This is a genomic window from Agromyces aerolatus (genome assembly GCF_031432255.1).
GTDB lineage: Bacteria > Actinomycetota > Actinomycetes > Actinomycetales > Microbacteriaceae > Agromyces.
This window is the reverse complement of sequence record NZ_JAVKGQ010000016.1, coordinates 39,169-60,865: the sequence shown is the minus strand read 5'-3', so window position 1 is coordinate 60,865 and position 21,697 is coordinate 39,169. Positions and strand designations below refer to the sequence as shown.

Sequence of the window (21,697 nt, the reverse complement as noted above, 5' to 3'; positions counted from 1 at the left end):
GTACTTCAACCCTGAGCCATCGCGGCGACCGGTCATCGGCGGCCCCGGTAGGCTGGTGGGCGTGAATCCGAGCCTTCCGGTCGCGCGTCGCGGCTCCTCGCTCGCTGCCAATCTCGGGCTCAGCGAGCGGGTCTTCGCCTCCGCCGCCGACCGCGCGATGGCGAAGGCGATCGACGCCGGGCTCGAGCAGGTCGAGGCGGGGCTCGAGCGCGAGGTCAGTTTCGCCGATCCGATCGCCGGGTCATCCGCTCGTTACCTGCTCGACGCCGGCGGCAAGCGCGTGCGCCCGATGCTCACGCTGCTCACCGCGCAACTCGGCGACGGCGTGACCGACGAGGTCGTGACCGCTGCCGCCGCGATCGAGATCACGCACCTCGCGAGCCTGTACCACGACGACGTCATGGACGAGTCGGAGCGTCGCCGCGGCGTACCGAGCGCGCAGACCGTGTGGGGCAACTCGGTCGCGATCCTCACCGGCGACCTGCTGTTCGCGCGCGCCAGCCAGCTCATGGCTCGGCTCGGCGAACGCGCGATCCGCCTGCAGGCCGACACGTTCGAACGACTCGTGCTCGGCCAGTTGCACGAGACCGTCGGCCCGCAGGGCGGCGAGGATCCGATCGCGCACTACATCCAGGTGCTCGCCGACAAGACCGGATCGCTGATCGCCGCGGCCGCCCAGTCGGGCATCGTCTTCTCGAACGCCGACCCGGCGTACCAGACGCCCATCGTCACGTTCGGCGAGCGCATCGGCGTCGCCTTCCAGCTCATCGACGACGTCATCGACCTGTCGCCGGACGCCGCGAAGACCGGCAAGGTGCCCGGCACCGACCTGCGGGCCGGCGTCGTCACGCTGCCGCTGCTGCGGCTGCGTGAGCTGGCCAAGACGGATGCCTCGTCGGCGAAGCTGCTCGAACGCATCGAGCGCGACGTCATGCCCGCCGACCCCGACTCGCTCGGCGACCCGTACGACACCAACACCCAGGCCTCCCGCATCGTGCCGTCACCGGCGATGGTCGATGCGCTCGTCGCCGAGCTGCGCGAGCACGACGCCACCCGCGCGACGCTCGCCGAGGCGCACCGCTGGGCGCGCGACGCCGTCGACGCGCTCGCACCGTTGCCCGACGGCCCCGTGAAGAAGGCGCTCACGCGCTTCGCCGACACCATCGTGGAGAGATCAAGCTAGTGACGAGGAACAAACTGCGGCTCGCCATCGTCGGTGCCGGACCGGCGGGCATCTACGCCGCCGACATCCTGCTGAAGGCCGAGCGGAACTTCGACGTCTCGATCGACCTGTTCGATCACCTGCCCGCGCCCTACGGGCTCGTGCGGTACGGCGTCGCGCCCGACCATCCGCGCATCAAGGGCATCATCACGGCGCTCCGCGAGGTGCTCGACCGCGGCGACATCCGCATCTTCGGCAACGTGCGCTTCGGCGAGGACCTCACGCTCGACGACCTGAAGCGGCACTACAACGCCGTCATCTTCGCGACCGGTGCCGTTCAGGACGCCGACCTGAAGGTGCCCGGCATCGAGCTCGAGGGCTCGTACGGCGCGGCCGACTTCGTCAGCTGGTACGACGGGCACCCCGACTACCCGCGCGAGTGGCCGCTCGACGCGCAGTCGGTCGCGGTCATCGGCAACGGCAACGTCGCGCTCGACGTGGCGCGCGTGCTCGCCAAGCACCCGGAAGACCTGTTGCCGACCGAGATCCCGGCGAACGTGTATGAGGGGCTCAAGCAGTCGCCCGTGACCGACGTGCACGTGTTCGGGCGCCGCGGGCCGACGTCGGTGAAGTTCACGCCGCTCGAGCTGCGCGAGCTCGGCGAGCTGCGCGACGTCGACATGATCCTGCACGACGAGGACTTCGACTACGACGAGCAGGCCAAGGCCGCCGTGGCCGGCAACAAGCAGGTGTTCGTCATCGACAAGGTGCTGAACCAGTGGCGCCAGCGCGAGACCGGCCAGGCGTCGCGCCGGCTGCACCTGCACTTCTTCGCCAAGCCGCTCGAGCTCGTCGACGACGGCACGGGCCGGGTCGGCGCGATCCGGTACGAGCGCACGGCGCCCGACGGCGAGGGCGGCGTGACCGGCACCGGTGAGATCCGCGAGATCCCGGTGCAGGCCGTGTACCGGGCCGTCGGCTACTTCGGGTCGCCGCTTCCGGGCGTGCCGTTCGACAAGAAGTTCGGCGTGATTCCCAACCACGAGGGCCAGGTCATGGTGCGCGACAAGGAGTCGGGCGACACCCGCCAGATGTACGGCGTGTACGCGACCGGCTGGATCAAGCGCGGCCCGGTCGGGCTGATCGGGCACACCAAGTCCGACGCGATGGAGACCATCCGGCACCTCATCAACGACCTCGGCAACTGGTGGACGCCCGAGTCCCCGTCGGAGGAGAGCGTGATCGAGCTGCTCGAGTCGCGTGGCATCCGCTGGACGGATCTCGACGGCTGGCACCGGCTCGACGAGCACGAGATGGCGCTCGGCGAGGGCGAGGGGCGCGTGCGCATCAAGGTCGTGCCCCGCGACGACATGGTGGAGATCTCGCGCGGCGAGGTGTGAGGGCGCGTCGTAAGCGCGCTGAGCGCGCGCGTTCTCCACAGCTTTCGGTGAGACGGATGTCTCGCCTGGGGTGAGCGCTACGCTCCGTGGATGCCGTTCGAGCCCGGGGTGTCGCAGCTGATTGTGGTGCTGCTCGCTGCCGCGCTCGGCGGCGGGATGGGCTGGCCGCTCGCGGCGTGGGCGCGGCGGAACATGGTGCGCGCGGTCGCCGTCTTGCCCGGGGCGGCCTCGGCAGCGCCGAGAATCTCGGAGCTTGCTGCGCCACCGGTTCGCGGGTTGCCGTCCGCGTGCGGCGCGCTGACGGCCGTCGGGTGGGGACTCGCGGCGTGGCGGCTCGGACTTCAGCCGGTCCTCCCGGCGCTGCTCGCGTTCGTCGCGGCCGGGTCGGTGCTCGTGATCGTGGATGCGGCCGAGCATCGGTTGCCGAACCGGGTGCTCGGGCCCGCCTCGGCCGCCGTCGCGGCGCTCCTGACGCTCGCCACTGCGGCGTCGAACGAGTGGCCCGCTCTGCTGTGGGCCGTCGCCGGGAGCGTCGGCATGTTCGCGGTGTACCTGCTCGTCGCGCTCGCGTCGCCCTCGGCGATGGGCATGGGCGACGTGAAGCTCGCCGGCCTCATCGGGCTGCTCCTCGGCTGGTTCGGGCTCGAGACCTGGCTGACCGGCCTCGTGGCCGCGTTCGTGCTCGGCGGTCTGGTCGCGCTAGCCGCGCTCGCGGTGCGACGAATCACGCTGCGGGGTTCGATCCCATTCGGGCCCGCGATGCTCGGCGGCGCCATGGTCGCCATGCTGGTCGCCGGGTGAGCGTCGATCAGTCGGCGAGACCGAGGAAGACGAGCATTCCCCGCTCGACGTCGACCAGTTGACCGGCGGTCAATCGGCCGAGTCGGTCTCGCACGTTGACTCGGCGAACGGCACTGATCTTGTCCACCATGAGATGGCTATCGCGTTGGATGCCAGATGTGGCGGTCGCCGCGACCGGGATTCTGAACAGCGGCGCGTCGACCAGTGTGGAGGTGAACGGTATGACCACGACGGAGTCGTTTCCATCGAACCGGTCGTCCTGGACGATCACTGCTGGGCGGGGTTTCGAAGCGTAGACCCCACCGGCGACCGTCCAGATCTCGCCGCGGTTCATTCGTCCCAGGGGGCGGCCACGGATTCGATGAACTCCTGCTCGTCAGTTGACGAGTCGTGGTTCACCGCGGTCGACTGGCGATGAGCCTCGGCAGCGAACTCTGCCGTTCTCACATCCGGGACCCAAATCTGCACTTGGCGGTAGCCGCGGGCGCGCATACGCCGACGGTGGTCGGCGACCCGGTGTGTAACGCTCACCTTCCTCATGTTACATGTAACGCGCACGGGGAGCTCGATCATCCACACACGCTCTGATCCGGGCTCGGCGGCTGTGCAGGTGGGGCGACGCTGACGGTGGCTAGGCTGGGCGGCACCGACCGGGGGAGGGCGAGGGCCGTGGCCGAGCAGCACGAGTGGCGCCCCGATGTGCTGGGGCCCCGGTTCGAGCAGCTCACGCTTCCGCTCGGGGACGACGACGAGGGCGAGGTCGTCGCGACGCTCGTGCGGTACCGGCCGCCGTGGCGGCTTTCGCGATGGTTCGAGGAGGCGCCGCTCGAGGGCACCGACGTGCTGTACGTGCACGGGTGGAGCGACTACTTCTTCAATCCCGAGCTCGCTGAGTACTGGGCGGGTCTCGGTGCCCGGTTCCACGCGCTCGATCTGCGCAAGTACGGTCGGAGCATCCGGCCCTGGCAGACGCCGGGTTACGTGACCGATCTCGCGACGTACGACGAAGACCTCGACGCGGCGCTGCGCGCCATGGGGCACGGCGGCGACCCCGAGGCATCCGCTCGACGACTCGTGCTCATGGGGCACTCGACCGGAGGGCTCACGCTCTCGCTGTGGGCGGCGCGGCATCCAGGCCGGGCGGCCGCGCTCGTGCTCAACAGCCCGTGGCTGGAGTTCCAGTTGAGCCGGGTCGGCCGGCAGGCGCTCGCGCCCGTGGTCGGCTGGGGTGCGCGCGTGAACCCGCAGGGTCCGCTGCCGAACGTCGACCTGGGGTTCTATGCCAGGACGATCGACCGGGCGCAGGGCGGCGAATGGGAGTACAACCACGAGTGGCGGCCCGATCGCGCGTTCACGGCGCATCCGGCATGGCTGCACGCGGTGCTCGTCGGGCACGCCACGGTCGCCGCCGGCATCGACGTCGGCGCGCCCGTGCTGACGCTGCTGTCTGCGCGGTCGACGATCGCCACGCAGTGGAGCGAGGAGATGCGCTCGAGCGACGTCGTGCTCGTCGTCGACGAGATCGCGCAGCGCGCCCTGAAGCTCGGCCCCGACGTCACCGTCGCACGCATCGACGGCGCCATCCACGACGTGGTGCTCTCACGCGAACCCGCCCGCGCGGAGGCCTACGCCGCGATCACGAGGTGGTTCCGGGGCTACGCCCCGCCGCGCTGACCCGCGTTCCGCCTCTCTGTCCCGATCCTCCGCCCGATTCTCCGCCCGTCCGCCCTGCGCCGCCGCCTGTCCGCCCTGCGCCGCCGCCGACCTGGCCCCCGTCGACCCGTTCCCCGCCGGCCTCCGCCTGTCCGCGCCCCGCCCCGCCCCGCGCCCCGCCCCGCGCCGCCGCCGCAATGAGTGGGACGACGATTGAAGGGTGGGTCGGCACACCGCCGGTGGGTTGGAGGGCGTGTGGGGAAGACATCCAACCCACTTTCTGGCTTCCAACGGGGCCCGGGGCTGGTCGTGCGAGGCGTCGACACTTGCTCACAGGACGGCGAGAACCGGGATTCGTCCACAGATCCCGGCGAGGCGATGCCGGGCGGGTCGGTCGAAGGCCAGCCTGGGGTGGTGGATGCGCAACTTCGGCCCGGACAGAGCGGGTTCGTGCTCTGGCGTGATGCCGCCAGCGTCGGCCGGGTCGAAGCGCTGCGTGCCGCCGTTCGAAACGGGGACCTCATCCGAGTTCGCCGCGGGGTGTACCGCCCGCGCAAACCCGGCGAAGGCCGTCTCTACGGCTCCCAGGTCCACGCCGAGCTGGTCCGGGCTGCGGCGGTCTCTCTGAGACAACCCGTGTTCACCGCGTACTCCGCGGCGGCCGTGCACGGGCTCCCGCTCATCACGCGTTGGCCGGGCTCCGTGTTCGTCGGCTCGGCGACGGGCCATGGAGGACGTCGTTCAGGTGTGGTACATGTGGGCCGTTTGGGCGACGACGAGCCGGTGATGGTCGACGGCGTCCTGGTGACTCCCATCGAGGTCACCCTGATCCAGCTCGCACGCCTTGCACCGCTGCGAGACGCGCTCGCGGCCACCGACGCCGCACTCCGATCGCCGCGACATCGCCACGAGCCGCCCGCGCTGACCACCATGGACCGGTTGCGGTCCGTGCATGAGGAGCGCCGACCGTACCGCGGCTGTCGGCGGGTCGATGCCGTGCTTGCTCGCGCGACCGATCAATCCGACAGCCCGCTCGAGACCGACAGTCGATTGCTCTTCGAACACCACGGGTACGCACGACCCGAGCTCCAGCATGTCCTCTCCCTCCCGGAGGTGGGAATCGTCGCCCGGCTTGATTTCTACTGGCCTGACGTCGACGCCGCGGCCGAAGCCGACGGTCGGGGAAAGTATCGCCGCGCGACCGTGAGCGAGTCTGCTGACGTCGTCATCGCCGAGAAGGATCGGGAGAACGCGATCCGTCGCCGTGTCCGAGCATTCGACCGCTGGGATTGGGCAGACCGCCGCGCGGTCACGCCGGTCCTGAACCGTCTCGATGCCATGTGTATCCCTCGAATTCGCCCCATCGCCGTGCTCTGAGCGCACCCAGGACTGGGCGGTCGGCGTCGACAACGCGTTGGAAGTCGAAAAGTGGGTAGGAAGTCGTTCCTGCAGGCCTTCCCACACATGGGCTCAGGGTCAACACACTTTCAGCGGCGTAGCGGAGGGTGAGGGCTGGGGTGGCGGGTGGCGAAGGGCGCGGGCGGCGGGGGCTGCGGGCGGGCAGAGGTGGAAGGGCGGGGCTGAAGGCGGGCAGAAGTGGAAGGGCGGGGCGGCGGCGCGGCGGGGTCAGGGGGCGAACGGGCCGCGGAGCGCGGCCCACTGCAGAAGCATGATCGTCTTGGCGTCGACGATGTCGGTGCCGATGCGGGCCAGGGCGTCGTCGAACCCGAGCTCGACCACCTCGATGTCCTCGCCCTCGTCGGCGAGGCCCGCTCGGGCGCCGTCCGCGATGTCGCCGTGCCGGTACGGCGCCGCGAAGAAGTGCAGCCGCTCGGTGATCGACCCCGGGCTCATGTACACGTCGAACACGCGCTCGACCTCGCCCACGGGCGCGCCGATCTCCTCTTCGGCCTCGCGCCGGATCGCCGTCTCGGCGTCGTCGGCGTCGAGCAGGCCGGCGGCGGCCTCGACCAGCATCCCGTCGGCATGCTCGTTCACGTACGCCGGGTATCGGAACTGCCGCGTGAGCAGCACAGTCCGCGCGTCGGCGTCGTACAGCAGGATCGTGGCACCGTCGCCGCGGTCGTAGGTCTCTCGCTCCTCCGTGGTCCAGCTGCCGTCGGCGTGCTGGAAATCGAACGTCGTCGCGCGCGTGACGAACCAGTTCGAGGTCAGCACCCGCACGTCGCGCACGATGACCCGCGGGTTCCGGTCGAGGTCGCGCCCGACCCGGTCGAGGCCGGTTCGACCGCGGCGGTCGGGCACGTCGACACCCGCCTGTGCGTCCTGCGAGACCATCAGACGGCCCCCGGCATCAGCGGAAGTTCACGAATTGCAGGTCGACGTCGAGGTCGGCGCCCTTGAGGAGCGCGATCGTCGCCTGCAGGTCGTCGCGGCTCTTCGACGACACGCGCAGCTCGTCGCCCTGGATCTGCGACTTCACGGTCTTCGGCGCCTCGTCGCGGATGAGCTTGCCGATCTTCTTCGCGTGCTCCTGGTCGATGCCGTTCTTCAGGCCGACCTCGATGCGGAACTCCTTGCCCGAGGCGTACGGCTCGCCCGAGTCGAGGCTCTTCAGCGAGATGCCGCGCTTGATGAACTTCGACTGCACCACGTCGAGCACCGCGGTGACGCGCTCTTCGGTGCTCGCCTTGAGCAGGATCTTCTCTCCGCTCCACTCGACCGACGCGCCGACGCCCTTGAAGTCGTAGCGCTGCTCGATCTCCTTGCGGGCCTGGTTGACGGCGTTGTCGGCCTCCATCTTGTCGACCTTGGAAACGATGTCGAACGTCGAATCTGCCATGCGGGCCAGTCTAGCGAGACGGCGAGTGGATGCCTCGGGCGGGCGGTGTGCGCGGGCGCGACGGCCCGGCGCACGACACACCCGGCGATGTGTTGGAACCCGAAAAGTGGGTTGGACAGCTTCCCCACGGGCCTTCCGACCCACCCACGCGGCGGCAACCCACTTTCGGTGGCGTCGGGGCGGGGCGGGGCGGGGCGGGTCGGGTCGGCCGGTCGGCGGGGCGGGGCTGCTCGGGACGGCGGGTCGGGCGGGTCGGCGGGTCGGCGGCCGAGACAGGCCGTCAGGCGCGCAGCCACACCGTGGTCTCGCCGGGCAGGTCGGCCACGGCGCCCGGGCCGGAGGCCACGAGCGGCGCGCTGGCGATGAGCACCTCGCCCGCGGGCATGGGCACGGGCTCGGCGCGGAAGTTCGTCACCACGCGCCATCCGCCCGGCCGGTCGAAGGCGAGCACCTCGGGATCGTCGCCGTGCTCGGCCCAGTCGAGGGTCTCGGCGCCCTGCAGCTCGCGGCGCAGCGCGAGCGCGCGCCGGTACAGCGACAGCGTCGAGTCGGGGTCGGATGCCTCGGCGTCGACCGCGTGCGCACGGAACCAGTCGGGCTGGGGGAGGTGCGAGGCATCCGTCGGCCCGAAGCCGAACGAGGGCGCATCGGCGACCCACGGCAGCGGCACGCGGCATCCGTCCCGCCCGCGATCGACGCCGGGGCTGCGGAAGAACGTCGGATCCTGCCGCGCGTCGTCGGGGATCTCGGCGACCTCGTGCAGCCCGAGCTCCTCACCCTGGTACAGGTATGCGCCGCCCGGCAGGGCGAGCACGAGCAGCGTCGCGGCGCGCGCTCGCCGCAGCCCCCGCTCCCGGTCGAGCGTCGGCGTCTCGCCGCCGGAGAGCACCCAGGCGCGGCCGACCGCGCCGTCCTGCCCCCGATCGGCCGGCAGCCCGTACCGGGTCGCATGCCGCACGACGTCGTGGTTCGAGAACACCCACGTGTTCGACGATCCGCTCTCGACCGCGAAGCGCATGTTGTCGGCGATCGTCCGCCGGAAGTCGCCGGCGTCGAAGTCGTCGCGCAGCAGGTCGAAGTTGAACGCCTGGCCGAGGCTCGTCTCGGCGGCGTACCGGTGCCGGCGGCTGGGCGCCACCCACGCCTCCGCGACCGCGATGCGCGGCGGGTCGTACTCGTCCATCACGGCTCGCCATTCGGCGTAGATCTCGTCGAGCTCCTCGCGGTCCCAGAGCGGGTGCGAGCCGTCGGTCACGAGGCGGGTCGCCTCGAGCTCGGCGTGCGAGGGCAGCGGATGACTCAGGTCCTTCGCGAGCGCGTGCGCCACGTCGACCCGGAAGCCGTCGACGCCGCGATCGCTCCAGAATCGCAGCGTCTTCAGGAAGTCGGCGCGCACCTCGGGATGGTGCCAGTTGAAATCGGGCTGCTCGGGCGCGAACAGGTGCAGGTAGAACTGCCCGTCGTCGGTCGCCTCCCACGCCGAGCCACCGAACATGGACTCCCAGTCGCTCGGCGGCTGGTCGAGGTGCGGCCCGTGCCCGTCGCGGAAGATGTAGCGATCGCGCTCCGCACTGCCGGGCCCGGCGGCGAGCGCCTCGCGGAACCACTCGTGCCGGTTCGACGAGTGGTTCGGCACGATGTCGACGATGATCCGGATGCCGGCCGCGTGCAGCGCCGCCACCATCTCGTCGAAGTCCTCGAGGGTGCCGAGCCGGGGGTCGACGTCGCGGTAGTCGTCGACGTCGTAGCCGCCGTCGGCGAGCGCCGACGGGTAGAACGGCGACAGCCACACGGCGTCGATGCCGAGTTCGCGCAGGTACGGCACCCGGCTCGTGATGCCGCGCAGGTCGCCGATGCCGTCGCCATCGCTGTCGGCGAAGCTGCGCGGGTAGATCTGATAGACGGCGGCCTGGCGCCACCAGTCGGGATCGTTCGAGATGACGGATGCGTCGACGGATGCCTCGTGCTCGGTCATGCCCCCCATTGTTCGCGCGTCCGGGCTGCCGCGGGAGGGTGCGGCGGTGGATTTCGTCGTTCGCGAACGGGCCGGTATCCTTATGTGGCTCCCGGTTGTGTGAAGAACGTGGTCGGGCGCACACGGCGAGTTACCCAAGCGGCCAAAGGGATCTGACTGTAAATCAGACTGCATTGCATTCGGGGGTTCGAATCCCTCACTCGCCACCATCGTCTTGAGTCGCCTCCGGCCTTCGGTCGGGGGCGTTCGTGCTGTGCGGCACGCGCCTTCAGGCGCGCGGTGCGGCACCGTGCACGATCTCCCAGGAGAGCAGACCCATGTGCGCGGTGAGGCGGTCGTTGCCGTCGGCGAGGTCGAGGCCGAGGAGGGTCTCGATGCGCTTCAGGCGGTGGTAGACCGTGCCGCGGTGCAGGAACTTCTCGCTCGCGACGGCCTGCACATTGCCCGCGTGCTCGAGGAAGCTGCGGAGCGTCTCGGCGAGCTCGCGGTGCTCCTCGTCGCCGAGGAAGCGCGCCAGCTCGGGCGACACGAACGAGTCGCGCAGCAGCTGCGGGGGCAGTTCGGCCATGCCCTGGTAGGGCGCTGCGTCGGCCCAGCTGATGCGCGCGTTCTGCCAGCCGACCCGCTGACCCACTGCGGCGGCCCCTCGGGCCTGGCGAACGGCCGCCGCGGCCATGTGCCAGGGCAGGTCGAGCGAGCTCACCCCGATGGTCCACGTGTGGGTGACGTCCTCACCGCGCAGCCGGAAGAGCTCGTCCTGCAGTACCGCGATGACCCGCTCGGCATCGTCGTGTCCGGCGACATCCTCGGGTGAGGCGATGAGCAGGACCGCCTCGGCCTCGACGGCGGCCGCGATCGCCCGCCGGCGCAGGCTGCGTTCGCGCACCCTGCTGACGAGCTGCCGCAGCGCGTCTTGGAGTCGTTCGATCGTCGCGTAGTGCTCGTCACGGACCTGGGCCAGGATCGACACGGCGTAGGCCCGGTCGACGTGACGCAGCCCCTTCGCCCGCGCGATCGCCTCGAGCCGCGCGCGGAGCTCGGTCGGCGAGCTCTCGAACAGCGCGGCACGCTCCTCGACGTGCCCCTCGAGGTCGGCGTCGTCCGGGCGCGGCACCGCGCGGAGCGCGCGGAAGGTGCGGTCGGCGATCGTGCGCGCGTGCTCGACGTACGCGGGATCGATCGCGCCGTTGACCTCGATGAGCCAGAGGTAGGCCTCGGGCGGCTCGTGGCCGTCGACGGCCGGCAGGGGGATCACGGTGAAACCGGGGATGCCGAGCGAGCTCACGCCATCGGCGCGCACGATGTCGCGCGGCGCCTCGGCCGGGTTCGAGGCGCGGGCCATGGCGGCAGGGGTCGAGATGGCCCGCCAGAGCGGCGCGCCCGAGTGATCCTGGTCGCTCAGGAGCACGCGCTGGAAACTGCGATCGGTGATCTCGACCGGCACCGCGAGCAGCCCGCTGAGCGAGTCTGCCAGGTCATAGAGGTAGCGCAGCCGGATGGATTTCCCGGACACGCGCACCACCTCCGGTCGGGCCTGACCTCGCTTCGGCGACGCATCACAGCCGGGTTCACCGTAAAGCCCGAGTGTAACCATCGCGCGACGGCGATGTTTCGTCGCCATTGCCCGCCCCGGCGTGTCGCCCCGCCCGGGGGACATTGCACATCTGTCGAATGACCCGGCCGGGGCGGCGTCCATACGTTGGTCGCCAACCGGCAGACGACCGGGCGGAGACCGGCCGGCGAACGGCCTGAGACCACGAGGTGAACGGGGGCGGGCATGAGCGATGCGATCGGGCCCACGCGTCCCGCGGGTGCCGTGCCGGCCGCCATCGGCGTGCTCGCCGAGGACCTCCAGGGGGCGCTGGCCGCGGCCAGCCGTCTGCAGCAGCGCGGTCTCCGCGTCGCGCTCGTCCAGTCCCGGGGCGACCTCGTGCCCGAGGTGGACGCGATCATCGTCGACCTGGGGCTGCGTCATCGGCTCGAGGAGCCCGGTCAGGTGACGGCCGAGTGGACCCGCTGGCTGCGCGCCCACGGCGCCGACCGGATCGAAGCCCGTCTCGATCCCGCGCTGCACGGGAACCCGGGCGCCATCCTCCGGGGTGCGCGCGACGCGGTGCCCACCGACGCCCTCGCCTGGATCGTGCCGGCCTACCCGACGGCAGGCCGCGCCTGTCTCGACGGCAAGCTGCTGCTCACCGCGCCCGACGGCACCGCGACCGAGCTGGATCTCCGCGAGCAGCTCGGCCTCGGCGAGGACGCGGTCGGGATCGACCTGCACACCGTCACGGCCGGCGCCGAAGCGGTGCACGAGGCGGTGGCGACCGCCCGAGAGGCGGGTGCTCGCACGTTCGTCTTCGACTCGACGACGGAGTCGCACCTCGAGGTGCTGGCTGAGGCGTCGGCGCGGGTGCGAGCGGACGGTGCGGAGCTCATCACCGCGACGAGCGGCGCCTGGCTGCGCTACCACCCCGACACGGGCCGTGACGGCTATCTGATCGTGGCGGCGTCAGGGTCGAACCTCGTCGATCGCGCGCAGCTGCTCCGCGTCTCGAACACTTACGGGCCGAAGGCGCTCGTCATGTCGGCCGAGGAGGTGATCGGCGCCTCGCACGAGCATGTGCAGCGGGTCGTCGACCAGCACCGTGTCGTCGTCGTGCAGGCGCACGACGTGACCCGGGCCGACCCGGCCGTGGTCGCCGGCGAGATCGGCCGCGCCGTGCGGCGCGTGCTCGACCTCGGATCGACCGGTCTGCGGCCGTGCCTCGGCATCGTGACGAGCGGCGGCCTGACCACGAGCGAGGTGATCCGCGGTCTCGAGCCCGTCTCGCTCAGGCCGGGGAACGAGCTCGAACCGCTGTGTCCGGTCGTGCGTGTCGCGGGCGGACCATTCGACCATCTTCCGGTCATCAGCAAGAGCGGTGGTGTCGGCACCCCCGAGACCCTCGTTCGGCTCATCAGACGCATTCTCGGCACCTGAAGGCCGATGCGAACCCTCCACGAAAGGCGAACATGCAACTCTTCGATCCCGCGACCAGCGCTCTCGTCCTCATCGACCTGCAGGGCGCCGTCCGTACGCACGCGGCCGAGCCGCACTCGGCGGACGACGTGATCACGCGCTCGCTCCGACTCATCGACGCCATGCGCGCCGCGGGCGGACTCGTGATCTACGTGCGCACGAGCTTCCTGCCCGACGAGTCGGACTCGCTGCAGCCGCTGCGCATCGAGAAGATGCGTCCCGCGAAACCGCACCGGCCCGCCGGCTGGGACCAGCTCGTGGACGAGCTGGCGCCGCTGCCGACCGAGCCGATCATCATCAAGCGCAGCTGGAACGCGTTCCACGGCTCCGACCTCGACGTGCAGCTGCGTCGTCACGGCGTGAAGACCGTCGTCATGGCGGGCATCTCGACGAACTTCGGCGTCGAGGGCACCGCCCGCGCCGCCTACGAGCTCAGCTACGAACTGGTCTTCGTCGAGGACGTCATGGCGACGAACACCGCGGACAACCACGAGTTCGCGCTCCGCGAGGTCTTCCCGCAGCTCGGGCGCGTCCGTTCGCTCGACGACGTGCTGGAAACCCTCGCAGGCGAGGCCGCGGCCTAAGGAAGGAATGAGTCACCGATGACCATCGCAGCCCCCACCCAGACCTCGTCGATCCTCGACGACCGCTTCCACAGCGATCGCAAGTACACCACGTTGCGCGGCATCACCGCGCGAGCCCGGCATCACATGAGCGAGTCCACGTGGGACTACCTCTGGGTCGGCACCGGTGACGAGCGGACCGCGGAGCGCAACACGGCGAAGTTCGACGAGCTGCTCTTCGAGACGCCGCTGTTCGCCGGGGTCAGCAACCCCGACACCACCACGTCGCTCTTCGACCTCGATCTGAGCTTCCCGCTCGTGACCGCGCCGTTCGGGCAGGAGGCGACGTTCCATCCCGACGGGCATCTGGCGATCGGCCGTGCGGCAGAGGCGATGGGCGTCCGGCAGATGGTGCCGGTGGCCGCGTCGTACACGCTCGAGGAGATCGCGGCGGCCTCTTCGGCTCCCGTGATGTACCAGATGACCCTCGTCGGCGACGAGCAGCTCGCACTCGACATGGCGAACCGCGCGAAGGCCGCGGGGTACCGCTACCTGGTCGCGACGTACTCGCCGATCCGGCAGTGGCGCGAGCGGCTCATCGAGAACCGGTTCAGCTCGCGGCTCACGCGCGAGAACGTCAACTTCGGGCCGGATGCCTCGGACCCCGCGGGTCTGCAGGAGCTCATCGCGTTCACGGAGCCGCGCTGGACGTGGGCTCAGGCGAAGTCGTTCATCTCGAAGTCGCCGCTGCCCGTGATCGTCAAGGGCGTGCAGTCGGCACACGACGCCGAGGCGGCGCTCGACGCCGGCGCCGTCGGGCTCTACGTCTCGAACTACGGCGGCCGCACCATCGACCGCACGCTCTCCACGATCGAGGTGCTTCCCGAGGTGCGTGCCGTGGCCGGTCCCGACGTGCCGATCGTGTTCGACTCGGGCATCCGCCGGGGCAGTGACATCGCCGCGGCCGTCGCGCTCGGCGCGAACGCGGTCGCGATCGGCCGGATCACCGCACTCGGGCTCGCGGCCGACGGTCAGGCCGGCGTCGAGGCCGCGCTCCAGATCCTCCGCGAGGAGTTCTGGATGACGATGGGCCACCTCGGCTGCTCCAGCGTCGCCGAGCTCGGCCCGCACGTGTTCCGCCGCACCTTCTGAACCCCTCCCGAGCGACCGGCCGGCGCGCGTCCAGCGGCGTGCGCCGGCCGGCACCCGTACCACCCCTTCCGCACCACCCCTTCCGCACCATCCAACCGACACCACGAGGCAGGTAATGATGCACTCACGTTCCCTCATCGCCGCGGTCGCGGCGGCCGCGAGCGTCGCGCTGCTGGCCGGCTGTACCGGCGGCGGCTCGACCTCCGAGTCGTCCGACGTCACCGTCGGCCGCGTCACGGGCGACCTCAACACCGTGAACACGGTCGAGGACGTCGAAGACGGCGAGCTCGTCTTCGCCATCGAGAAGACCATCAACAACTGGAACACGCTGTCGGCGACGGGCGACATCTCGGAGACCGTCTGGGTCACGAGCGCGCTCTACCCTTCGGCCTTCGTCATCCAGCCCGACGGCTCGACCATCGACCTCAACGAGGACCTGCTGGAGAGCGCCGAGGTCGTGCAGGAGTCGCCGACCGTCGTCGAGTACAAGATCCGCGACGAGGCGGTGTGGTCGGACGGGGTGCCGATCTCGGTCGACGACTTCATCTACCAGTGGCAGGCGCTGAACACGAGGGACTGTCCCGAGTGCATCACGCATGACACCGACGGGCTCGACAAGGTCGTGGCGGTCGAGGGCAGCGACGACGGCAAGACCGTCACGGTGACCTTCGAGGACAGCTTCTCGGAGTGGAAGCGCGCCTTCAACCGGCTGCTCCCCGCCCACCTGGGGGAGGAATACGGCAGCATCCTCGACTCGTTCAACACGTTCTTCACCGAGACCCCGCCGGCGTTCTCGGGTGGACCGTACATCATCACGGACTTCCAGAAGGACGTGTCGGTCACCCTCGAGCAGAACCCCGAGTGGTGGGGTGACCCCGTGCACCTCACGAAGGTCACGTTCCGCATGATCACGGACACGCAGCAGACGCCCGTGGCCCTGCAGAACAAGGAGATCCAGGCGACCTACCCGCAGCCGCAGGTCGACCTGCTGCAGCAGGTCGAGAGCATGTCGCAGGTCGGCGTGAACTACCAGATGAACCAGTCGCTGGTCATGGAGGCGTTCCGCACGAACCCGTCGAACTCGTTCCTCGCCGATCCGGTGCTCCGTCAGGCGATCGCGATGGCGATGGACTCGCAGGAGATCATCGACAAGACCGTCGGCCAGTTCGACGACTCGGTCACGCCGCTCGGCAACCTCATGATCATGCAGCAGCAGGAGGGCTACGAGGACCACTCGAAGGAGCTCGGCTACGGCCAGGGCGACACCGAGGGTGCGATCGCGCTGCTCGAGGGCGCGGGCTACACGATCGAGGGCGGCCAGCTCATGACGCCCGACGGCCAGGCGGTGCCCGGCCTGCGCACGGTCTACTCGGTCGGCAACGCGGTTCGTGAGTCGAGCGCACAGATCCTCGCTTCGGCCGTCAAGCCGCTCGGCATCACGCTCAACCTCGAGACGACCGACGCGCTCGGCAACACGACGTCCGAGATCGCCCCGTACGGCTACGACATCGTGCTGCTCGGGTACACGGGCTCGCCCTTCGTCGCGTCGAACGCATTCAAGCGGTACACCACGGGAACCGGGTACAACCCGCACTACTCCAATCCCGAGGTGGACGCGCTCGTCGATGAGGCGCTTCGCGCGACCTCGCAGGACGAGGTGCTCGAGCTCATCAACGAGGCAGACCGGATGGTCGTCGGCGACGCGTTCCTGATCCCGATCTACCAGAAGCCGTCGCTGTTCGCGTACTACCGCGAGTACGGGAACCTCAGGGACAACCCGACCGTCAGCGGCCCGACCTACAACATGCAGGACTGGGGAATCATCCCCGGCGTCCTGCCGGAGTGATCCACCGCCGGTGGGGCGGTCAGCCCGCCCCACCGGCCCCGTCTCGAACCCTGAGGACTCCGATGTTCCGATTCGCGCTCCGCCGGCTGGCGATCGCCGTGCCGATGATCGTGCTCGCCTCGTTCGTCATGTTCCTGATGGTGTCGCTCTCGGGCGATCCGCTCGCCCGGTTCCGTGACACCGATCCGCCGCCTCCGCCGGAGTCCATCGCACTGCTCGAGAAGCAGTTCGGTCTCGACCAGCCGCTGCTCCTGCGCTACGTCGACTGGATCGGCGGACTGTTCGTCGGCGACTTCGGCATCTCGACCCAGAACATCGACATCGGCGCCGAGCTCGGCAACCGGATGGCGGTGAGCTTCCGGCTCATCCTGCTCGCCATCGTCATCGCGGCGGTCATCGCGATCGTCGTCGGCGTCGTGAGCGCCCTCCGCCAGTACGGCGCGATCGACACGACGCTCAGCGTCGTGGCCTACGTCGCACTCGCGATCCCCGTGTTCTGGTTCGCGATCCTCCTGAAGCAGGCCGCGGTGCAGTTCAACCAGTCGGTCGGATCCACGGTGCTGTACACGATCGGCGACGGCGCGAGCACCGGGGTCACGGGGTTCGCCCTCTTCGGGTTCATCCTGTTGCCGACGATCGCGCTCGTCATCAACGTGTTCGCCTCGTGGAGCCGGTATGTGCGCGCCTCGATGATCGAGGTGATGAGCGCGGACTACATGAAGCTCGCGCGCGCCAAGGGTCTCTCGAAGCGTCAGGCGGTGATCCGCCACGGTCTGCGCAATGCGCTCATGCCGTTCGTGACGATCGTGGCGCTCGACTTCTCGGCGCTGGTCGGCGGCGCGGTCGTGACCGAGAGCGTCTTCCAGTGGCGGGGCATGGGCGACATGCTGCTCACCGGAATCCGGAACGTCGACGTCAACGTCGTGATGGCGTGGCTGCTCGTCTTCGCGGCCGCGACCATCCTGCTGAACCTCGTGGCGGACCTGGTGTACGGGCTGCTCGACCCGCGCATCCGCCAGGCCTGAACCTGTGGACCCTGTGAGGAGACCCGCATGACCACCTCTCTGCTTCCGCCCGAGACGCTCCCCGACGCACCCGAACCCGCGATCGACGCGCGTGAGGGCCTCGCGGCGTCCCGCCGCTCGATCCTGCCGTCGTTCGTCCGGCGCTACCTCGCGAACCCGGTGTCGGTCGGCGCGCTGATCGTGTTCGTGCTGATCCTGCTGTTCGCCTTCGTCGGGCCGCTGCTCTGGAAGTACCAGTTCGACGTCTACACGTCCGACAACTCGGCCCCACCGTCGTGGGAGCATCCGTTCGGCACCGACAGCACGGGCTTCGACGGGCTCGCCCAGGTGATGCGCGGAACCCAGCGCTCGATCCAGATCGCGCTGTTCGTCGCCCTCACTGCGACGCTCGTCGGTGCGCTCGTCGGCGCGATCGCGGGATACTACGGCCGGTTCGTCGACGGCGTCATCATGCGCACCGTCGACCTCGTGCTCGTCTTCCCGTCGATCGCCGTGGCCGCCGTGCTGGCGTACATGAGCATGGGGACGCAGACGAGCTGGTTCACGATCGGCATCGTCCTGGCGTTCCTCGCGTGGCCGGTTGTCGCGCGCGTCGTCCGCTCCGACGTGATGACGCTCGCGAAGTCCGACTACGTCGCCGCGGCGAAGGGCCTCGGCGCCTCGGACTTCTCGGTGATCGTGCGGCACCTGATCCCGAACGCGATGGGCACGATCTCGGTCGCGGTGACGGTGCTCACGGCGACCGCCATCCTCTCGGAGACCTCGCTGTCCTACCTCGGGTTCGGGGTGCAGTCGCCGGACACGTCGCTCGGGCTGCTCATCTCCGAGGCGCAGAGCGCGGTGACCACGCGCCCCTGGCTGTTCTACTTCCCCGGCCTCTTCATCGTGCTCATCGCGCTCACCGTGAGCTTCATCGGCGACGGCCTCCGTCGCGCCCTCGATCCGCGCCAGTCGACGAAGGGACGCGCATGACCCTCCTCGAGTACGAGACGACCGATCGAACCGCCGACGGTGAGCTCCTGCTCTCCGTCCGCGACCTGGCGGTGGAGTTCGGGCCGGTGCAGCGGCCCGTTCGGGCGGTGCGCGGGGTGAGCTTCGACCTGCGCCGCGGCGAGGTGCTCGCGATCGTCGGCGAGTCCGGTTCGGGCAAGTCGGTCACCGCCAACGCGATCATGGGGCTGCTCGCCACCGGCCGGATCACGGGCTCGGTGCGGCTCGAGGGACGCGAGCTGCTCGGGAGCTCGGAGCGCGAGCTCGACCGCTTGCGCGGCTCGCGCATCTCGATGGTCTTCCAGGACCCGATGACGTCGTTGAACCCCGTGCTGACGGTCGGCGCCCAGCTCGTCGAAGCCGTGACCATCCATCAGAAGATCTCCAAGCGGGAGGCGCGCGAGCGCGCGCTCGAGCTCATGGAGGTCGTCGGCATCCCGAACGCCGGCGAACGGCTCGACTCGTACCCGCACGAGTTCTCGGGCGGCATGCGGCAGCGCGTCGTCATCGCGATCGCGCTGGCGAACAATCCGGACGTCATCATCGCGGACGAGCCGACGACCGCGCTCGACGTCACCATTCAGGCGCAGGTGCTGGACGCGCTCGAGCGAGCGCGGGCGCACGTCGACGCGGCCCTCATCCTCGTCACGCACGACCTCGGGGTCGTCGCGGGCACCGCCGACCGGGTCGCGGTCATGTACGGCGGACGGATCGTCGAGACCGGTGCCGTCGACGACGTGTTCTTCCACTCGCGCATGCCGTACACGCGCGGGCTGCTGGCCGCGATCCCCAGGATCGACCGGCGCGACCTCCGTCTCGTCCCGATCCCCGGCTCGCCGCCCGCCCCGGCGACCCTGACCGGGCGCGCGTGCCCGTTCGCGGCGAGGTGCGATTTCGCCACGGACCTGTGCCGCGAATCCGAGCCCGGGCTCGTCGACCTCCCGCAGCCGGCCCACCGCGCGGCCTGCCATTATGCGCTCGACCTCGAACACCTGCCCGCCGAGAACCCCGACCTCGTCGTCGACGGGGAGCGGTCGCCCGACCACGTCGACCTCACGGGCGAACCGATCCTGCTGGTCGAGGACCTCGTGAAGCAGTACACTGTGCGCAGCAAGGGCAAGCGGCGGCAGGTGCACGCCGTGAACGGCATCGGCTTCGCGATCCAGCCGGGTGAGACCCTCGGCCTGGTCGGCGAGTCGGGCAGCGGGAAGTCCTCGGTCAGCAAGTCGATCACGGGCATGCACGGCATCGACGGCGGCCGCGTCAGCGTCGACGGCGTCGACCTGTCGTCGCTGCGAGGCGGGGCACGCAACCGGATGAAGCGCCGCGTGCAGATGGTCTTCCAGGACCCGTACTCGTCGCTCGACCCGCGGATGTCGGTGGAGCAGATCCTGACCGAGCCGCTGCGCCTCTCCGGGGTGCCCAGGGCCGAGCGGGCGCGCCGGGTCGGCGAGCTCCTCGAACTGGTCGGACTCTCGGCCGGCATGGCGCACCGGTACCCGCACGAGTTCTCGGGCGGGCAGCGTCAGCGGATCGGCATCGCGCGCGCGCTCGCCTCCGAGCCCGACGTGCTCGTGCTCGACGAACCGGTCTCGGCCCTGGACGTGTCGGTGCAGGCGGGCATCATCAATCTCCTCGAGGAGCTCATCCGGCGACGCCGGATGGCCTACCTCTTCATCGCGCACGACCTCGCGGTCGTCTCGCACATCTCCGACCGGATCGCCGTCATGTACCTCGGCGAGATCGTCGAGATCGGCCGCAGCGAGCAGATCTTCACCGACCCGAGGCATCCGTACACCGCGGCGCTCCGATCCGCGGTCCCCGTGCCCGACCCGCTCGCCGAGCGGTCCCGTGAGCGGGTCCGCCTGCGCGGCGACCTGCCGTCGCCGCTGTCGCGGCCGACCGGGTGCGCGTTCCGCTCGCGCTGCCCGGTCTACGCCGATCTGCTCACGCCCGACCAGCGCTCGCGCTGCGAGGGGGATCAGCCGGCGCTCGCCGGCGTCGCCGACGAGCACGCGAGCGCGTGCTTCTACCCCGAGCTCGTCGGGGCCGTGGCCGGACGAGAGTCCGACGACGGCGCCGCGACCACAGAGAGGACCAACCCATGAGAATCGCCGTGATCGGCGCGGGGTCGATCGGCGCCCACGTCGCCTTCCGGCTGCGCGAGCAGGGCGCCGACGTCATCCTGCTCGACGCCGGGACGCCCGGCGCCGGCACCTCCGCCTCGTCCATCGCCTGGCTCTCGGCCTTCCCGCAGCGCGCGTGGGACGAGGAGCCCGGCAAGGCGGCGCTGCGGCCCCAGGTGCACGCGCTCTTCCATGAGCTGCAGCGCGAGGTGCCCGGCGACTACGTGCACTGGACCGGGACGCTGCTCTGGGGCACGCCGGACGAGCGCGAGGAGTTCACGAGGCTCGCCCGCGTCGCCAGCGAGCGCGGCGTCGGCGTCGAGATCATCGACGGCGCGACCGCGCGCGAGCTCGACCCGTCGATCCGCATCGACGACGACGAGATGGTGTTCTGGGAGGAAGGGTCCGGCTGGGTCGACGGGCCCGGGATCGTGCGTGCGCTCGTCGCAGGGCTCGGTGAGCGGGGCGGCGAGGTGCGTGCCGACACGAGGGTGGTCGGCTTCGATGTCGCCGGCGAACGCGTCACCGCCGTGCGCACGGGCGGCGGCGAGCGGATCGAGGTCGACGCCGTGGTGAACGCCGCGGGCAGCTGGGCGTCGCACATCGCCGCCATGGCCGACCTGGCGATCCCGCTCGAGCTCATCCCCGGGCGACTGCTGTACACGCAGCCCCTCCCGCCCGGTGACGGCCCCGTGCGCATCATCAACACGCCCGAGTGGTGCGGACGGCCCGATCCCTCGGGCGGGTACGCGGTGCACTGGCGCGGGCACTCGCAGACCGCGCACCACGGCGGCAACATCGCGTCGGGAGCGGCGCTCATCGACGAGGTCGCGCGGACGATCCCCGCGCTCGCCGGAACACTCCCGGTCCGCTCGAGCATCGGCATCCGCCCCATTCCGCCGGGCGGCCCGGTCATCGGTGCGGTGCCCTGGCTGCCGAACCTGTACTTCACGGTGTCGCACGGCGGCATCGGCTGGGCGCCGCTCTGGGGCTGGATGGCCGCGCGCGAGCTCCTGCACGGTGAGCGGGTGAGCGAGCTCTCGGCCATGCGGCCCGACCGGTTCTACCTCGAGCCCGCGGCCGTGGGCCGGCACGCCGACGACGCCGAGCAGGCCGTCGCAGCCGGGCGGTAGCCCCACGATCGAGGCCGGAGCCGACGAGATCACGTCGGCTCCGGCAAGATCG

General features: G+C 70.4%; 19 protein-coding genes and 1 tRNA gene. 14 read left to right on the top strand and 6 right to left on the bottom strand.

All coding sequences use genetic code 11. The features are described from left to right. Nucleotides 1-61 precede the first annotated feature (61 nt). The 3 genes from RH864_RS16335 (at nucleotide 62) to RH864_RS16325 (ending at nucleotide 3,363) form a co-directional block, all read left to right on the top strand. Nucleotides 62-1,183, top strand: a complete 1,122-nt coding sequence (locus tag RH864_RS16335) for a polyprenyl synthetase family protein (RefSeq protein WP_310518637.1) — start codon at nucleotides 62-64, stop codon at nucleotides 1,181-1,183. Beyond that, a complete protein-coding gene (locus RH864_RS16330; protein WP_310518636.1) occupies nucleotides 1,183-2,562 on the top strand; it encodes an FAD-dependent oxidoreductase in 1,380 nt (459 codons plus the stop codon). Before RH864_RS16335 ends, RH864_RS16330 begins: the two co-directional genes overlap by 1 nt. 90 nt (nucleotides 2,563-2,652) lie before the next feature. Then, nucleotides 2,653-3,363: an A24 family peptidase gene (locus RH864_RS16325; RefSeq protein ID WP_310518635.1), complete on the top strand. Its 711-nt coding sequence runs from the start codon at nucleotides 2,653-2,655 to the stop codon at nucleotides 3,361-3,363. Nucleotides 3,364-3,370: 7 nt separating this feature from the next. Here the strand turns inward: RH864_RS16325 and RH864_RS16320 are convergent, their stop codons facing one another. Together RH864_RS16320 and RH864_RS16315 are read right to left on the bottom strand one after the other, a co-directional pair. After that, nucleotides 3,371-3,697: a type II toxin-antitoxin system PemK/MazF family toxin gene (locus tag RH864_RS16320; RefSeq protein ID WP_310518634.1), complete on the bottom strand. Its 327-nt coding sequence runs from the start codon at nucleotides 3,695-3,697 to the stop codon at nucleotides 3,371-3,373. Then, on the bottom strand, nucleotides 3,694-3,936 hold the full coding sequence (locus RH864_RS16315; protein ID WP_310518633.1) for an antitoxin MazE-like protein: 243 nt from the start codon (nucleotides 3,934-3,936) through the stop codon (nucleotides 3,694-3,696). Before RH864_RS16315 ends, RH864_RS16320 begins: the two co-directional genes overlap by 4 nt. Nucleotides 3,937-4,032: 96 nt before the next feature. On the opposite strand from RH864_RS16315, the gene RH864_RS16310 reads away from it, so the two are divergent. Continuing rightward, nucleotides 4,033-5,037, top strand: a complete 1,005-nt coding sequence (locus RH864_RS16310; RefSeq protein WP_310518632.1) for an alpha/beta hydrolase — start codon at nucleotides 4,033-4,035, stop codon at nucleotides 5,035-5,037. 393 nt (nucleotides 5,038-5,430) lie between these two features. Next, nucleotides 5,431-6,393 carry a type IV toxin-antitoxin system AbiEi family antitoxin domain-containing protein gene (locus RH864_RS16305; RefSeq protein ID WP_310518631.1) on the top strand — a complete coding sequence of 321 codons (963 nt, stop codon included), beginning with the start codon at nucleotides 5,431-5,433 and terminating at the stop codon, nucleotides 6,391-6,393. 249 nt (nucleotides 6,394-6,642) lie between these two features. Here the strand turns inward: RH864_RS16305 and RH864_RS16300 are convergent, their stop codons facing one another. From RH864_RS16300 to RH864_RS16290, 3 genes are all read right to left on the bottom strand, one after another. Continuing rightward, nucleotides 6,643-7,314: an NUDIX domain-containing protein gene (locus RH864_RS16300; RefSeq protein WP_310518630.1), complete on the bottom strand. Its 672-nt coding sequence runs from the start codon at nucleotides 7,312-7,314 to the stop codon at nucleotides 6,643-6,645. 16 nt (nucleotides 7,315-7,330) lie between these two features. Continuing rightward, on the bottom strand, nucleotides 7,331-7,819 hold the full coding sequence (locus tag RH864_RS16295; protein ID WP_310518629.1) for a YajQ family cyclic di-GMP-binding protein: 489 nt from the start codon (nucleotides 7,817-7,819) through the stop codon (nucleotides 7,331-7,333). 280 nt (nucleotides 7,820-8,099) lie between these two features. After that, complete coding sequence (locus tag RH864_RS16290) at nucleotides 8,100-9,794, bottom strand: glycoside hydrolase family 13 protein (protein WP_310518628.1); 1,695 nt, start codon at nucleotides 9,792-9,794, stop codon at nucleotides 8,100-8,102. 124 nt (nucleotides 9,795-9,918) lie between these two features. On the opposite strand from RH864_RS16290, the gene RH864_RS16285 reads away from it, so the two are divergent. After that, nucleotides 9,919-10,003: transfer RNA gene (locus RH864_RS16285), tRNA-Tyr, on the top strand. A 59-nt stretch (nucleotides 10,004-10,062) separates the two neighbouring features. Here RH864_RS16285 and RH864_RS16280 read toward each other — a convergent pair. Further along, nucleotides 10,063-11,307 carry a PucR family transcriptional regulator gene (locus RH864_RS16280; RefSeq protein ID WP_310518627.1) on the bottom strand — a complete coding sequence of 415 codons (1,245 nt, stop codon included), beginning with the start codon at nucleotides 11,305-11,307 and terminating at the stop codon, nucleotides 10,063-10,065. A 264-nt stretch (nucleotides 11,308-11,571) separates the two neighbouring features. On the opposite strand from RH864_RS16280, the gene RH864_RS16275 reads away from it, so the two are divergent. From RH864_RS16275 to RH864_RS16240, 8 genes are all read left to right on the top strand, one after another. Beyond that, nucleotides 11,572-12,771: a four-carbon acid sugar kinase family protein gene (locus tag RH864_RS16275; RefSeq protein WP_310518626.1), complete on the top strand. Its 1,200-nt coding sequence runs from the start codon at nucleotides 11,572-11,574 to the stop codon at nucleotides 12,769-12,771. A 32-nt stretch (nucleotides 12,772-12,803) separates the two neighbouring features. Continuing rightward, nucleotides 12,804-13,394, top strand: coding sequence for an isochorismatase family protein (locus tag RH864_RS16270; RefSeq protein ID WP_310518625.1), 591 nt, complete (start codon nucleotides 12,804-12,806; stop codon nucleotides 13,392-13,394). 18 nt (nucleotides 13,395-13,412) lie between these two features. After that, nucleotides 13,413-14,525 carry an alpha-hydroxy acid oxidase gene (locus tag RH864_RS16265; protein WP_310518624.1) on the top strand — a complete coding sequence of 371 codons (1,113 nt, stop codon included), beginning with the start codon at nucleotides 13,413-13,415 and terminating at the stop codon, nucleotides 14,523-14,525. A gap of 118 nt (nucleotides 14,526-14,643) precedes the next feature. Continuing rightward, nucleotides 14,644-16,371 carry an ABC transporter family substrate-binding protein gene (locus tag RH864_RS16260; protein ID WP_310518623.1) on the top strand — a complete coding sequence of 576 codons (1,728 nt, stop codon included), beginning with the start codon at nucleotides 14,644-14,646 and terminating at the stop codon, nucleotides 16,369-16,371. 62 nt (nucleotides 16,372-16,433) lie between these two features. Beyond that, nucleotides 16,434-17,396, top strand: coding sequence for an ABC transporter permease (locus RH864_RS16255; protein WP_310518622.1), 963 nt, complete (start codon nucleotides 16,434-16,436; stop codon nucleotides 17,394-17,396). A 27-nt stretch (nucleotides 17,397-17,423) separates the two neighbouring features. Beyond that, nucleotides 17,424-18,368: an ABC transporter permease gene (locus RH864_RS16250; RefSeq protein ID WP_310518621.1), complete on the top strand. Its 945-nt coding sequence runs from the start codon at nucleotides 17,424-17,426 to the stop codon at nucleotides 18,366-18,368. After that, on the top strand, nucleotides 18,365-20,494 hold the full coding sequence (locus RH864_RS16245) for an ABC transporter ATP-binding protein (protein WP_310518620.1): 2,130 nt from the start codon (nucleotides 18,365-18,367) through the stop codon (nucleotides 20,492-20,494). Before RH864_RS16250 ends, RH864_RS16245 begins: the two co-directional genes overlap by 4 nt. Beyond that, nucleotides 20,491-21,645, top strand: a complete 1,155-nt coding sequence (locus RH864_RS16240) for an NAD(P)/FAD-dependent oxidoreductase (protein ID WP_310518619.1) — start codon at nucleotides 20,491-20,493, stop codon at nucleotides 21,643-21,645. Before RH864_RS16245 ends, RH864_RS16240 begins: the two co-directional genes overlap by 4 nt. The last annotated feature ends 52 nt before the right edge of the window (nucleotides 21,646-21,697 follow it).